The organism is Catenuloplanes nepalensis (genome assembly GCF_030811575.1).
Classification (GTDB): Bacteria; Actinomycetota; Actinomycetes; order Mycobacteriales; family Micromonosporaceae; genus Catenuloplanes; species Catenuloplanes nepalensis.
Genome location: NZ_JAUSRA010000001.1, coordinates 2,444,727 through 2,457,602, shown reverse-complemented (window position 1 = coordinate 2,457,602; position 12,876 = coordinate 2,444,727). Strand labels below are relative to the sequence as shown.

At 73.1% G+C, this 12,876-nt stretch carries 14 protein-coding genes; 9 read left to right on the top strand and 5 right to left on the bottom strand.

What is annotated here, in order from left to right; translation table 11 throughout:
* Positions 1-28 precede the first annotated feature (28 nt).
* Positions 29-613 carry a DUF642 domain-containing protein gene (locus J2S43_RS10240; RefSeq protein ID WP_306828607.1) on the top strand — a complete coding sequence of 195 codons (585 nt, stop codon included), beginning with the start codon at positions 29-31 and terminating at the stop codon, positions 611-613.
* Between the two features lie 19 nt (positions 614-632).
* Here the strand turns inward: J2S43_RS10240 and ribA are convergent, their stop codons facing one another.
* A complete protein-coding gene (gene ribA / locus J2S43_RS42180) occupies positions 633-1,931 on the bottom strand; it encodes a GTP cyclohydrolase II RibA (protein ID WP_370881610.1) in 1,299 nt (432 codons plus the stop codon).
* Between the two features lie 109 nt (positions 1,932-2,040).
* Between ribA and J2S43_RS10225 the strand changes: the two genes are divergently transcribed.
* From J2S43_RS10225 to J2S43_RS10210, 4 genes are read left to right on the top strand one after another with little or no spacing between them, the layout of a single operon-like run.
* Entirely contained in the window at positions 2,041-2,988 is a 948-nt protein-coding gene (locus J2S43_RS10225) for a zinc-dependent alcohol dehydrogenase (RefSeq protein WP_306828605.1), read from the top strand.
* Positions 2,981-3,379 (top strand): 6-pyruvoyl trahydropterin synthase family protein, encoded by a 399-nt coding sequence (locus tag J2S43_RS10220; RefSeq protein WP_306828603.1) that lies wholly within the window; start codon positions 2,981-2,983, stop codon positions 3,377-3,379. Before J2S43_RS10225 ends, J2S43_RS10220 begins: the two co-directional genes overlap by 8 nt.
* Positions 3,372-4,463 (top strand): glycosyltransferase family 4 protein, encoded by a 1,092-nt coding sequence (locus J2S43_RS10215; protein ID WP_306828602.1) that lies wholly within the window; start codon positions 3,372-3,374, stop codon positions 4,461-4,463. The genes J2S43_RS10220 and J2S43_RS10215 overlap by 8 nt, the downstream gene beginning before the upstream one ends.
* Positions 4,460-5,128: an HAD family hydrolase gene (locus J2S43_RS10210; protein ID WP_306828601.1), complete on the top strand. Its 669-nt coding sequence runs from the start codon at positions 4,460-4,462 to the stop codon at positions 5,126-5,128. The genes J2S43_RS10215 and J2S43_RS10210 overlap by 4 nt, the downstream gene beginning before the upstream one ends.
* Before the next feature lie 3 nt (positions 5,129-5,131).
* Here the strand turns inward: J2S43_RS10210 and J2S43_RS10205 are convergent, their stop codons facing one another.
* Positions 5,132-5,476 (bottom strand): GPP34 family phosphoprotein, encoded by a 345-nt coding sequence (locus J2S43_RS10205; RefSeq protein ID WP_306828600.1) that lies wholly within the window; start codon positions 5,474-5,476, stop codon positions 5,132-5,134.
* Between the two features lie 645 nt (positions 5,477-6,121).
* On the opposite strand from J2S43_RS10205, the gene J2S43_RS10200 reads away from it, so the two are divergent.
* The gene (locus tag J2S43_RS10200) at positions 6,122-6,643 is read left to right on the top strand and encodes a hypothetical protein (RefSeq protein WP_306828598.1); all 522 of its coding nucleotides are present in this window, start codon (positions 6,122-6,124) and stop codon (positions 6,641-6,643) included.
* 168 nt (positions 6,644-6,811) lie between these two features.
* Here J2S43_RS10200 and J2S43_RS10195 read toward each other — a convergent pair whose 3' ends face one another.
* The 3 genes from J2S43_RS10195 to J2S43_RS10185 all read right to left on the bottom strand — a co-directional run bounded on the left by J2S43_RS10195 (position 6,812) and on the right by J2S43_RS10185 (position 9,149).
* On the bottom strand, positions 6,812-7,207 hold the full coding sequence (locus J2S43_RS10195; RefSeq protein WP_306828597.1) for a peptidoglycan-binding domain-containing protein: 396 nt from the start codon (positions 7,205-7,207) through the stop codon (positions 6,812-6,814).
* A gap of 95 nt (positions 7,208-7,302) precedes the next feature.
* The gene (locus tag J2S43_RS10190) at positions 7,303-7,959 is read right to left on the bottom strand and encodes a response regulator transcription factor (protein WP_306828596.1); all 657 of its coding nucleotides are present in this window, start codon (positions 7,957-7,959) and stop codon (positions 7,303-7,305) included.
* The gene (locus J2S43_RS10185) at positions 7,947-9,149 is read right to left on the bottom strand and encodes a sensor histidine kinase (RefSeq protein ID WP_306828594.1); all 1,203 of its coding nucleotides are present in this window, start codon (positions 9,147-9,149) and stop codon (positions 7,947-7,949) included. The genes J2S43_RS10190 and J2S43_RS10185 overlap by 13 nt, the downstream gene beginning before the upstream one ends.
* Before the next feature lie 196 nt (positions 9,150-9,345).
* Between J2S43_RS10185 and J2S43_RS10180 the strand changes: the two genes are divergently transcribed.
* The 3 genes from J2S43_RS10180 to J2S43_RS10170 are packed head-to-tail and all read left to right on the top strand — an operon-like array spanning position 9,346 to position 12,824.
* Entirely contained in the window at positions 9,346-9,573 is a 228-nt protein-coding gene (locus tag J2S43_RS10180; protein WP_306828593.1) for a hypothetical protein, read from the top strand.
* Entirely contained in the window at positions 9,573-10,307 is a 735-nt protein-coding gene (locus J2S43_RS10175; RefSeq protein ID WP_306828592.1) for an ABC transporter ATP-binding protein, read from the top strand. The genes J2S43_RS10180 and J2S43_RS10175 overlap by 1 nt, the downstream gene beginning before the upstream one ends.
* Positions 10,308-10,313: 6 nt before the next feature.
* Positions 10,314-12,824 carry an FtsX-like permease family protein gene (locus J2S43_RS10170; protein ID WP_306828591.1) on the top strand — a complete coding sequence of 837 codons (2,511 nt, stop codon included), beginning with the start codon at positions 10,314-10,316 and terminating at the stop codon, positions 12,822-12,824.
* Positions 12,825-12,876 lie beyond the last annotated feature (52 nt).

Genomic DNA, 12,876 nt, shown 5'->3' with positions numbered 1-12,876 from the left:
GTCGTCAGCGCCCGGAGGGGGAGAAATGATGCCACGTCGTGCCACCGCAGTCATCGCGGGCGCGCTGTCGATGCTGGTCGCCGCGCCCGCGCCCGCGCAGGCGACCGCGGGTGCGTTCTGGGACAGCTTCGAGGAGCCGTGGACGCCGGCCGGGGGCTTCACCACGTACCGTGCGGATCAGGTCTTCGGTCCCTGGACCGTCATCGGCGGTGACGTGGACCTAGTCGGTGGCGGTTACTGGGCCGCGCAGAACGAGGCGCAGTCGCTGGATCTGAACGGTGCGGACCCCGGCGCGATCCGGGCGTCGTTCGGCACCACGCTCGCCGCTGAGTACCGGGTCAGCTACCGCCTGTCCGGAAACCCGGCCGGCCCGCCGGAGGTCAAGACCGGCGTGGCCGGCGTGGACGGCCAGGAGCACCAGCGCTTCGCGTTCGACACCTCGACGACCACCACAACCGCCATGGGGTACGTGGAGCTGTCGTTCACGTTCCGGGCCACTCGCGCGCGGACGTCGCTGGAGCTGACCAGCACCACCCCGGGCGCGTACGGCCCGGTCGTCGACAACGTCATCGTGCAGAGCTGCACCATCACCGACTGTTCGGTCAGACGGTGATGGTGCTCCGGCCGGGCTGTCAGGCCGTGACGTCCCACCCGAGCAGCAGCGCGTCGCCCGCGGTGTAGGCGATGCGGTTCGTCAGTGTGAGCCCGGTGGGCAGGCGCGTGTCGCCGGGCGTCTCCGTGGTGGCCGAGATCGCGACGATCAGCCGGTCGGCCAGGCCCGCCTCCAGGAGCGCCGCGATCAGCCGCGAGCCGCCCTCGACCAGCAGTGACTGCACGCCGCCGCGGCGCAGCTCGGCCAGGACCGCGGGCAGGTCCACGCCGTCCGGCCCGGTGGACACCTCGCGCAGCCCGACGCCGGCCGCCTGGATGCCGTCGGCCCGGGACGCGTCGGACTCCTTGGTGGTGAAGACCGTGGTGGCGGCCTCGCCGCCGAAGACGCGCGCGGTGAGCGGCAGCGTGAGGTCGCTGTCCAGGACGACGCGCAGCGGGTGTGCGCCGGGGACCAGATCGACCGTGAGCGACGGGTCGGTGCGGCGGATCGTGCCGGAGCCGACCAGCACCGCGTCGGTGGCGGCGCGCAGCGCGTGCTCCTCCGCCGTGGGGATGCCGGGGTCGCGCTGGATCCGGCCGTCGAGCGTCTGGGTGACGCGCACCATCACGTACGGCCGGTCGGCGCGCGGGCGGATCTCGCCGATCAGGCCGCGCACGTCGATGCCGGCCTCGGGCACCGTGATCGGCTCCTCACCGATCGGCGCGACGTGGCCCATCCTGTCGGCCTTGGTGGTCAGGTAGGCGGCGTTGCGCGCGTGCGCGGCGGTCTGCAGCCCGACCATGGTCTGCACGGTGAGGCCGCCGGCGCGCAGGCCCTCGACCTTGTCCGGGTTGTTGGACATCAGGTCGACCGACTCGACGCCGATCGCCTTGAGCACGGCCGCGGACTCGCCGTACGTCCGGGCGTCCGCGGGCAGCCCGAGGCGCAGGTTCGCGTCCAGCGTGTCCGCGCCGTTGTCCTGCTCGACATACGCCCGGAGCTTGTTGACCAGGCCGATGCCGCGGCCCTCGTGCCCGGTGATGTAGAGCACCACGCCACGCCCGGCCGCCGCGACCGTGCGCATCGCGGTGCGCAGCTGCACGCCGCAGTCGCAGCGCAGCGAGCCGAGCGCGTCGCCGGTCAGGCACTCCGAGTGGAGCCGGGTGAGCACCGGCTCGCTTCCGGTGACGTCGCCGCGGATCAGCGCGAGCAGCGCGTGCCCGGCCGAGGACTCGAAGACGCGCGTCGTGAACTCCCCGTACGGCGTGGGGATCACCACGGAACAGACCTCGACCGGCGCGGGCGCCGGATCGCCCGTTCGCTGTGGCGTAAGAATCATGGCACCTTTGCTACCACGTGGATCAGCCGCTGCCCACCGGCCGACCGATAAATGCCCCCGCCTGGGCTATATGGCTATATGTCCATTTAAGAGATCTTTGGGGGATGCCGTGAAAGCCCGTGCCGTCCGGTTCCTCGCACCGCGCGCGGTCGCGGTCGAGGACGTGTCCGTCGACGAGCCGACCGGCAACGAGCTGCTGGTACGCACCGTCTACTCAGGAATCAGCGCGGGCACGGAGCTGCTCGCCTACCGCGGTGAACTGGACGCGGCCACCCCGCTGGACGAGACGCTCGGCGCGTTCGAGGGTGGCTTTCATTACCCGTTCGGGTACGGATACAGCGCGGTCGGCCGAACCCCTGACGGGACCGCGGTCTTCGCGTTCCACCCCCACCAGGACGTCTTCACCGTCCCGGCCGCCGACGCGCTGCCCCTCCCTTCCGGGTTGGATCTACGACTGGCGACGTTGTTCCCGCTGGTGGAAACCGCGCTGCAGCTGAGTCTCGACGCAGGCCCGGTGCTCGGCGAGACCGTGATCGTGACGGGTCTGGGCGCGGTCGGACTGTTGACGTCGCTGCTCCTCACGCGCGCCGGGGCCACGGTGGTCGCCCTGGAGCCGGTCGCCTGGCGTCGCGAATTGGCTGCCTCCGTGGGAATTACCGCATTAAGTCCCGAAAAATCGGACACGTCTGCCGCGCTCCTCGTCGAGACCTCCGGCTCCCCCCGCGCGCTTGCCGACGGATTAGGACGGTTGCACCACGAGGGCACCGCGCTGGTCGGCTCCTGGTACGGCACCAAGCCCGTCCCGCTCCCCCTCGGCGCCGACTTCCACCGCCGCCGCCTCACCATCCGCTCCAGCCAGGTCTCCACGATCCCGGCCGCCCAGCAGGACCGCTGGACCCGCGACCGCCGCCGCGCCACCGCGCTGTCCCTGATGCCCACCCTGCCGCTCGACCGCCTCGCCACCACCGAGTTCGCGTTCGAGGGCGCCCCCGCCGCCTACGAGACCCTGGACCGGGGCGCGCCCGGAGTCCTGCACGCGGCCCTGCGCTATGAATAAGGGCATGTACGAAGTCGGCACCTCCCGAGAAGTCCGTGCTTACCACACGATGCCCGGAATGCCCCCACCCGAGGGCGAGCGGCACTCCCACGACTACCGCCTGGACATCCGCGTCACCCGCGCGCGGCTGGACGAGCGGGACATGGTCGTCGACCTCGACGTGCTCAACGACGCGCTGCGCGGCGTCACCGACCGGCTGCACGAGGCCGACCTCGACGAGATCGTCGGCAGGGAGACCACCAAGGACGCGGTCACCGTGGAGGTCTTCTCCCAGTGGCTGCACGCGGTGCTCACCGGCGCGGTCGGCCCGGTCGCCGGCGCCACGCTGCACGTCCGCGTCTGGGAGGACCCGCGGATGTACGGCGGATACGAGGGCCCGCTCGGTGACTGAGCTCGCGGTCACGCTGCTCACGCTCGGCGACCCGGCGACGATGACCGGTGGATACCTCTACCACCGGCGCGTCGCCGACCGGGCCCCCGACCACGGCGCGCGGGTGCAGTTCGTGTCGCTGCCGAAGTGGCGGTTCCCGCTGCCCGCGCTGGCCGGCGCCACCATGATCCGGAAGATCCACGCGCAGAAGCCGGACGTGCTGCTGGTCGACAGCATCGTGGCCGGCCTGGCCGGCCCGTGGCTGGGAGCGGCGCGAGGGCTGCCACCGATCGCGGCGATCCTGCACCAGCCGCCCGGCGGCATCGACCACGCGTCGAGCCGGCAGCGCACCCAGGCCTCGCTGGATCGCGCGCTCTACAAGCGCGCCCAGCGCATGATCATCGCGTCCGAGGACCTGGCGAACACGCTGCACGCGCAGGGCTTCGACCCGGACCTGCTGGCCGTGGTCCCGCCCGGCCGGGACGCCGCGGCCGAGCCGATCGACCCGCCCGGCGACCTGCGCCAGGACCGGCAGGCCGCGATCCTGTCGGTCGGCAACTGGATGGCTCGCAAGGGCCTGCTCGACCTGCTGGAGTCGTTCTCGAACCTGCCGCCCAACGCCGCCACCCTGCACCTGGTCGGCGACGAGAACGTCGAGCCGGACTACGCCGCGCGGGTCCGGGCCCGCCTGGAGAGGCCCGACCTGCGCGACCGTGTCGTCACGCACGGCGTCGTCTCGCCCGCCGAGGTGGCCGGTTTCTACCGCAGGGCCGACGTGTTCGCGCTGGCCAGCACGCGTGAGCCGTACGGCACGGTCTACGGCGAGGCGATGGCGGCCGGGCTCCCGGTCGTCGGCTGGAACGCGGGCAATCTCCCGCACCTCGCGCAGCACGGCGTCGAGGGCCTGGCCGTGCCGCCCGGTGACCGGGTCGCGCTCACCGTCGCGCTACTGCGCCTGGCCACCGACGACGCGTACCGCGCGAAGATGGCCGCGGCCGCGCGACGGAAGGCCGACACGTTCCCCACCTGGGACGACACGTCCCGCATGCTCTTCACCGAGCTCCGTGCACTGACGGAGAAGACTGTCAGGGAGGCGCAGCCGTGACCCGGTTCGAGGCGGTCCTGTTCGACGCGGGCGACACGCTCATCCGCCTCTCCGGCAGCGGCGAGACGCTGCTGCACAAGGCCGCGGCCGACCGGGGCGCGGGGCCGCTCGACCCGGGCGAGGTCGGCGCGGCCTGGCAGCGCGTGCTCGACCGCAGCAGCACGGCCGAGGAGATGGCCAAGGGCCGCGACCTGTCCCCGGAGCGGCACCGGCAGGTGTGGACCGCGCTCTACGCCGAGGCCGGCTGCGACAAGCTGCTGCCCGGCCTCAGCGACGACCTCTACGCGCTGACCGTGGCCGCGGAGTCGTGGGAGGCGTTCGAGGACACCCTGCCCACGCTGCGCGGCCTGCGCGAACGCGGCCTGCGCATCGGCGTGGTCAGCGACACCGGCTTCGACCTGCGCCCCGCGCTCGACCGGCTGGGCCTCACGCCGTACCTCGACACGATCGTCATGTCCTTCGAGCACGGCGCCTGCAAGCCCGCGATCACCTGCTTCACCGCGGCCGCGGAACGACTGGGCGCGGCGCCGGAGCGGACGCTGATGGTCGGCGACAACCCGCTCACCGACTCGGGCGCGATCCACGCCGGCATGTTCGCGTTCCTGCTGCCCAAGCCGTCCCCGACCGGCCCGCGCGGCCTGACCCACGTGCTCAGCCTGGTCTGAGGCTCAGGTGGTCGCGGCCGGGAGCACGGCCGCGGCCATCACCACGGCCTCGAGATCCGCCACGATCCCGTCCGCCCCTCGCAGGTCGGCCGGCCGCTGCTGGAGACGGGCCGCGAGCACGTCCGGGAAGACCAGGCGGTCCCAGCCGAGCGCGCCGGCCAGCGTGCAGAGCACGGCCGTGCGCGCGTCCACCGGCCCGTCGCCGTCGATCGCGGCGCGCATCCGCTCCCGCACGCCGGCCGCGTCCACCCCCAGTCGCGCGGCGTCAGCGTTTGGAGGACAGGCCGCGACCGCCATGGCGGAACCGAACAGATCAAGAGCCTGTTCTCCCGCTTCCGGCGTGGTCACCGTCCGCACGCTCCCGCGGGCACCGGTCGGCCGCGGGCGGCCTCCCTGTCTGATCCGAGGGTGGTTGCGACAAAACCCAAAGACATCTGCGTACGTCACTGCGTTCGCTTACTGACCATTCGGAGTCGAGGTTCGAGCGGCGGTGGCCGTCCGGGCGCTGCACGCCCGAAATCTCACGCTAGAGGCTCGCCGCTGCGGAGCGCCGCTCAAGCCGACATCCAAGGCTCGGTATGGCCGGGCCGGGAGTTGATCACGTGTCGCAAATCGTTGTCATCCGGCGCTTTCAACAACGATTTGCGACACGTGATCGCTTTCAAGAGTCGCCGTCGCCGCCTTTGTGGTGATATTTCGGACAGGGCTTCAGTGGCGGAGGGAAGTTCCGTGCTGATTGCCGAGCGCCGCTCACCCTGACGCCGAAGGCTCAGTACTGTCGAGAGCCTGTGTCGAAGTGAGGGCCGGAGCGAGGCGCGGTCCAGGTGCCGGCTGAGTGTGCGGCGCGGAAGCCGCATGCCGGTGTTGTGTGTGGCTTGTCCGCCGTGCGGCCAGGCGGCGCCCGGGCCTCGCCGCGGCCCGTCTCCCACCTCGACACGGGCTCTAGGCGGCCGCCTCCGTCGCGGCCGGCTCTCACGGGGAGGGGAAATAATCATGTCCACGATGGTGCGGTGGCTCGCCCGAACCACGGCGGTGACCGCCTTGCTTCTGGCCGGCGCCGGTGCGGTCTCCGCGGGCCCGGCCTCAGCGGCTGCGGCCTCGGCAGGCCCGGCCTCAGCAGATCCGGCCGGCCGCGTCTTCTTCGGGCCGCCGCCGGCGAGTGCGCAGCTCAGCACGCTCGACCCGCTCGACGCGAACACGCCGACGATGTCCCCCGCGCCACGACGCGTCTACAACGCGGCCGACGGGTCCGAGTGGATCTGCCCGGTGGAGAACCTCTGCGTCGCGGTCTGGGATCCGACGCAGAGCAACTGGAAGGTCTTCGACCTCTACACCTGCAACCGCTACTACTTCTCCTACTGGGACGGCGACGGCCTCTACCTCGACCGCCAGACGGCCGGCACGGTCTCGTCCGTCTACAACCAGTCCGGCGGTGTGCTGCACACGTTCACCCCGGACTACCCCACCGTCCACGTCTACAACTGGTCCCCGGCCTGGTCGATCCGCAACTGCTGACCCGCGCGACGCCGGCCGGTCCCGACCGGCCGGCACACCGGCTGGAACCGGGCGTTCCGCAAGCCGGGCGTTCCGCAAGCCGGGGCGCCGATCAGCGCGCGCACGGCCGGGGCCACCTCCCCGGTCCAGCAGAGGCGAGAACGCAACCAGACCGCCACCACCTTCCCGTCAGCAGATGGCGTATCCCCCGTTGTAGCCATACTGCGCCCACTCACGCAGCACCGGCAGCGTCTGACGGCCGACGCGTCCGTCGACGGCGAGCGTGTAGCCCCAGATGTGCGAACACTCCTGGAACTTCTTCACCGCAGCCGTCGTGAGCGACCCGTAGTGACCATCGACCACGAGCCTCGGCGACAGCACCCGATCGGAAAGTGTCCAGTTCAGCAAGCACTGCACCTCACGAACCGGCTTTCCCCGGTCGTTCCAGCCGATGTCGTAGACATCCGGGCCGCGCTCGCAGTTCGCCTCCAGAACCCCCTGCCGAACCGGAGCCGCGATCGCCGCCGACGGTGCGATCGCCACCGCCAGCACGGCGCACACCGCCAGAATTCGTCGCAGAATCATGAACTCGTCCCTCCCCCGCCGGACACCGGCACGCGCATGCAGCATCGTCGATGCCAACGGGGGAGGCCAGACGCCTTCACATGGCGCGAAGCCGATCAGCGCTTGGCCTCGTCGCGCAGGTAGTGAAGGACGGCGGCGACGCGGCGGTCGGTCTGGTCGTCCGGGGAGAGTTCCAGTTTCGAGAAGATGCTGCGGATGTGTTTGTGCACGGCGCCGTCCGTGACGAACAGCTTCTCCGCGATCGCCGCGTTGCCGAGTCCTTCGGCCATCAACGCCAGCACGTCGCGCTCGCGCGGGCTGAGGCGTTCCAGCTTCGAGTCCGGCCGCGTGCGGGTGAGCAGCTGCGCCACCACCTCCGGGTCGATCGCGGTGCCGCCGCCGGCGACCCGGTGCAGCGCGGTCATGAACTCCTCGACCCGGCCGACCCGCTCCTTCAGCATGTAGCCCAGCCCGCCGCCGCCCAGCGTGAACAGGTCGGTGGCGAACGCCTGCTCGACGTAGGCGGACAGGACCAGCACCGCGAGCCCGGGCTGCCGGCCGCGGGCCTCGACCGCGGCCTTGATGCCCTCGTCGGTGTGCGTCGGCGGCATGCGCACGTCGACGATCGCCACGTCCGGCGTGTGCTTGTCGACCGCGGCCAGGAACGTGACCGGGTTGTCCGTGGTCTCCACCACGTCCAGGCCCTCCGCGCGCAGCAGCATCGCCAGGCCCTCGCGCAGCAGCGCGTCGTCCTCCGCCATCACAATCCGCACGGCAGTCTCACCTCCACAGTGGTCGGCCCGCCCACCGGGCTGGTCAGCGTCACGGTGCCGTCGTGCGCCTCGGCCCGGCGGCGGATGCCGGTCAGGCCGGTTCCGCCGTCGGCGTCCGCGCCGCCGTGCCCGTCGTCCGTGACGGCCAGCCGCAGCACGTCCGCCTCCCGGGTGAGCGTGACCGTGGCCCGGGACGCGCCGCTGTGCTTGGCGACGTTGGTCAGCGCCTCGGCCGCCACGAAGTACGCGGTCGCCTCGACGGAGGCCGCGCACCGGCCGGGCACGTTCGCGTCGACCGTGACCGGCACCGGGCAGGTCGCGGCCAGCGAGGCGAGCGCGTCGGGCAGGCTTCGATCGGACAGCACGGGCGGCAGAATACTGCGCACGACCGCGCGCAGCTCCGCGAGGGCCAACTCCGACGCGCTCTGTGCCTTCTCCAGGATCTCGTCCGCGGTGGCCGGGTCGCGCTGCACCGCGCGCCGGGCCGCGCCGAGCAGCACGCTGACCGCGACCAGCCGGTTCTGGGTGCCGTCGTGCAGCGCGCGTTCGATCCGGCGCAGCTCGACCGCGTGCGCGTCCAGCGCGGCCGCGCGGGTCGCGGTCAGTTCCGCGATCCGCATCGCCATGTCCTCGCCCGGGCCGGGCCGCAGCAGCCGCCGGCCGGGCAGCTCCTGCAGCCTGACCATCAGCGGCACCACGTAGAGCGTCATGAAGAACCAGAACACCCCGAACAACCCGACGAGCCAGGCGCCGTTCTGGGTACGGATCAGCGGCCACCCGATCGCCGGCACCGCGTCCTCGGCCGGGGCGAACCGCCAGTAGAGCGGGAACAGCCCGTCGCGCAGGATGTCGACCGCGATCGTCAGCCCGAACATGCCGAGCAGGAACCCGGCTGTGGCGTGCAGCGCGAGCCAGCGCAGCTCCCGGCCGGTCGTCGGGTCGGTGACGACCGCGCGCAGCGAGGTCTGCGGCGGCAGGCCGGTGGGCAGGCCGAGGCGGCGGCGCTCGATGTCCGCGACCGCGCGCATCCGGCCGAGCGCGAACGGCGCCACCCGGCGCAGCACCACGGAGACCGCCAGCGGCCAGAACACCAGCCCGGCCAGGAACGCGGTGCCCCAGCCGACCGTGACGCGCTCCACCGCCCTGATCCCGATCCGCAGGCGCCGGCGTACGGCCTCGACGACGGTCATGTGAGTGCCTCCATCACGAGTTCCACGAGCCTGTCCCGGCGACCGTAGGGCACCGCACCGGGCGGTCGGCAAGGGGCACGGCCGGAAAGTACAGCCTGCTGTACCTCGGCTGGGCAGCGCACGGGATCGTTGCCGCGCGCCGCCGGTCATAGCGTCGAAGACGTCGAGAAACACCGGAATCGAAGGAGTGACCGACATGGCCGCCGACCCGTACCGACTGACCGATCAGACACCGGAGCCGGACCGCCCGGAGACCTCGCCCACCGGCCGTACCCGCCTGATCCTCTGGGTCGTGCTGGTGGTCAGCGCCGGCCTGAACGCCGCGCTGTCGACCGTCAACGTGTGGGCCGGTTCCGCGGTCGGCCTGATCGTGCTCGCCACCGCCGTCGCGCTGGTCGTCGACTACCGCAGGGGCAAGCGCTGATGACCGCGACCCTGACCCGCACCGCGGTCACGCTGGAGGACGTCGTCAAGACGTACTCCGGCGGGGTCCGCGCCCTGGACGGCGTCTCGCTGTCCGTGGCCGCCGGCACGTTCCTGGCCGTGATGGGCCCGTCCGGCTCCGGCAAGAGCACGCTGATGCACTGCGCGGCCGGGCTCGACTCGCCGACCAGCGGAAGAGCCTTCATCGAGGGTACGGAGATCAGCCGCCTCGACGAGACCAAGCGCACCGTGCTCCGCCGCTCCCGCGTCGGCTTCATCTTCCAGCAGTACAACCTGCTCCCCTCGCTCAGCGTCTCCGACAACATCACGCTGCCGCTGCGCCTGGCCGGCACCGCGCCGGACCGGGAGTGGGTGCGCACGCTGGTCGAGCGCGTCGGCCTGACCGAGCGGCTGCACCGCCGGCCGTCCGAGCTGTCCGGCGGGCAGCAGCAGCGCGTCGCGGTCGCCCGCGCGCTCGTCACCCGGCCGGCCGTGGTCTTCGCGGACGAGCCGACCGGCGCGCTCGACCTCCGTACCGCGCGGGAAGTCCTTGATCTTCTGCGTGCGCTCGTCGACGAGCTGGGCCAGACCGTCGTCATGGTCACCCACGACCCGGCCGCGGCCGCCCGCGCCGACCTGGCGCTGGTGATGGCGGACGGCCGGATCGCCGACACCGTCCCCGCCCCGACCGCGCCACTGCTGGCCCGCCGCCTCACCGAGCTGGAAACGGAGTAACACACCATGCTGTACCTCGCCGCACGCATGGCCCGGCACCGCGTCGCCGGGCTGATCGCGGTCGCCTGCGCCACGCTCGGCGGTGCCGCGCTGGTCTCCGCCGTCGGCGTGGTCGCCGAGTCCGGGCTGCGCGGGCACCCGTCCCCGGGCCGGCTCGCGTCCGCGGACGTCGTGGTCTCCGCGCCGCAGACCTACCGCGTCCCGGAGGACCTGCCGATCACGCTGCCGGACCGGGCCGGAGTGCCGTCCGCGCTCGTCGCCCGCCTGGCCGCGCTGCCCGGCGTGACCGCGGCGATCGGTGACGTGACGGTCCCGGCCGCGGTGATCGGCGCGGACGGCCGGGTGACCCCGGTCGACGCCCACAACTGGACCTCGATCGCGCTGACCGCGCCCACCGGCACCGAGGACGGCGGGCGGCCGACCGGCATCCCGGACGGGCTCGCCGCGCCGGCCGGTGACACGCAGGTCGCGCTGGACGCCGCCACCGCCTCTGCGGCCGGCGTCACCACCGGCGGCACCGTGCGGCTCTCCGCGGACGGCCGGGCCGGCGACTACCGGGTCACGGCCGTGCTCGACGCCGGCGGCCCGGCCGTGTTCTTCGACGACGCCACCGCGATCGCGCTCACCGGGCGCACCGACGAGCGGTTCGACCTGGTCGCGCTGCGCACCGAACCCGGCCGCACCAACGAGGTCGCGGACGCGGCCCGCGCGATCGACGGCGGCCTGGCCGTGACGACCGGGAACGCGCGCGGCGACATCGCGGACCCGGAGACCGCGGCCGGGCGCGGCATGCTGCCGATCATGGCCGGCTCGCTCTCCGGCGTGACGCTGCTGGTCATCGGCATCATCGTCGGCGGCGCGCTCGCGGTCTCGCTCGCCGGTCAGCGCCGCGAGCTGGCGCTGCTCCGCGCGGTCGGCGCGACACCCCGGCAGATCCGCCGGCTCGCCACCCGGCAGGCGCTGATCGTCACGGTCGCGGCCTCGATCCCGGGCGCCGTGCTCGGCTACCTGGTCGCCGCGCGCTTCCGGGAGCTGCTGGTCGCGGTCGGGATGGCACCGGCCGCGCTGCCGCTGCAGTGGAGCCCGATCCCGGGCGTGGCCGGCGTGCTGCTGATGGTGCTGACCGCCTGGATCGCGGCGCTGACCGCGGTCTCCAAGCTCGCGAAGATGCCGGCGACCGAGGCGGTGGCCGGATCGCGGACGGAACCGCGTACCCCCTCGGTCTGGCGTTTCTCCGCGGGCTTGATCGTGCTGGCCGGCGCGAACGCGCTGGCGGTGACGCCGCTGATCTCCCGCACCGAGATCGGCGCCGGGATGACCGCGATGGCCGGCATCCTCGCCGCGATCGGCCTGGCCATGGCCGGTCCCGGCCTGCTCTCCCGCGCCGGTCGCGTGATGGCCCGCCTGCTACCCGCGCGCGCCGCCGCCCCGACGTGGCTCGCGGTCGCCAACACCCGGGGGTACGCGGTGCGCACCGCCGCCGCGGTCAGCACGCTCGCGGTCGCGGTCGTGTTCACGCTGACCTACGCGTTCAGCCACACCACCGTGCTGGCCGGCTCCACCCGCGACCTCGCGGACGGCACGGTCGCGCAGCTCGCGGTGACCGCGCCGGAGCTGGGCCGGGTGCCGTCCGAGCTGGCCGGCGCGGTCGCGGCCGTCCCCGGCGTGACCGGCGCCGCGATGACCGGCGCCACGACCGTGCTGTGGACGTACCGGATGTTCGGCGACGAGGTCGTCGAGCCGTCCGCCGCCACCGTACTCACGCCGAAGGCCGCGGCCGTGCTGGACCTGGGCGTGCGCGACGGCGACCTGGCCGGGCTGACCGGCGCCACGGTCGCGATCGACGCGACCACCGCCGCGTCCCGCCGGGTCGGCGTGGGCAGCGAGGTCACGCTGGTCCTCGGCGACGGCACGCCGGTCACGGCCCGGGTCGCCGCGGTCTACGAGCGCGGTCTCGGCTTCGGCCCGGTGGTGCTCGCCCGCGACCTGGCCGCCGGGCACAGCTCCGGCCTGGACCGGCAGCTGCTGATCCGCACGGACGGCAGCGCGGCGGCGCGGGCCGGGGTCGAGGAGCTGGTCGCGTCCCGGCCCGGCGTGACGCTGGGCTCGGCCACGCCCGAGCCGGTGGCCGTGCCGGCGCAGCTGTGGCTCAACGTTGCGGTGCTCGGCGTGCTGCTCGGCTACCTGCTGCTCGGCATCGCGAACAAGCTGGTCGCCGCGACCAGCGCGCGCCGCGACGAGCTGACGCTGCTGCGGCTGACCGGCGCGACCCCGGCCCAGGTCCGCGCCATGCTCCGCCGCGAGGCGCTGCTGATCTGGGGATTCGCGACCGCGGGCGGGGTCGGGCTCGCGGTCGTACCGCTGATGCTGCTCTCCCTGGGCTTCCTGCACCGCCCGTGGCCGGCCGGGCCGTGGTGGCTCGGTCCCGCCGTGGTCGCGGTGGTGGGGCTGATCGCGTTCCTCAGCATCGAGATCCCCGGCCGCCGCGTGCTGCGCTCGACGACCGTCACGGTGTGATCCCCTCCGGTGCCCGGCTGCGCCCATCCGGCCAGCCGGGCACCGTGGCGCG

Excerpts from the sequence above, each read along its gene's own strand:
- J2S43_RS10240 (WP_306828607.1), top strand. The coding sequence starts at position 29 with ATGCCACGTCGTGCCACCGCAGTCATCGCGGGCGCGCTGTCGATGCTG.
- ribA (WP_370881610.1), bottom strand. The coding sequence starts at position 1,931 with ATGATTCTTACGCCACAGCGAACGGGCGATCCGGCGCCCGCGCCGGTC.
- J2S43_RS10220 (WP_306828603.1), top strand. The coding sequence starts at position 2,981 with ATGAATAAGGGCATGTACGAAGTCGGCACCTCCCGAGAAGTCCGTGCT.
- J2S43_RS10200 (WP_306828598.1), top strand. The coding sequence starts at position 6,122 with ATGTCCACGATGGTGCGGTGGCTCGCCCGAACCACGGCGGTGACCGCC.
- J2S43_RS10195 (WP_306828597.1), bottom strand. The coding sequence starts at position 7,207 with ATGATTCTGCGACGAATTCTGGCGGTGTGCGCCGTGCTGGCGGTGGCG.
- J2S43_RS10185 (WP_306828594.1), bottom strand. The coding sequence starts at position 9,149 with ATGACCGTCGTCGAGGCCGTACGCCGGCGCCTGCGGATCGGGATCAGG.
- J2S43_RS10180 (WP_306828593.1), top strand. The coding sequence starts at position 9,346 with ATGGCCGCCGACCCGTACCGACTGACCGATCAGACACCGGAGCCGGAC.
- J2S43_RS10175 (WP_306828592.1), top strand. The coding sequence starts at position 9,573 with ATGACCGCGACCCTGACCCGCACCGCGGTCACGCTGGAGGACGTCGTC.
- J2S43_RS10170 (WP_306828591.1), top strand. The coding sequence starts at position 10,314 with ATGCTGTACCTCGCCGCACGCATGGCCCGGCACCGCGTCGCCGGGCTG.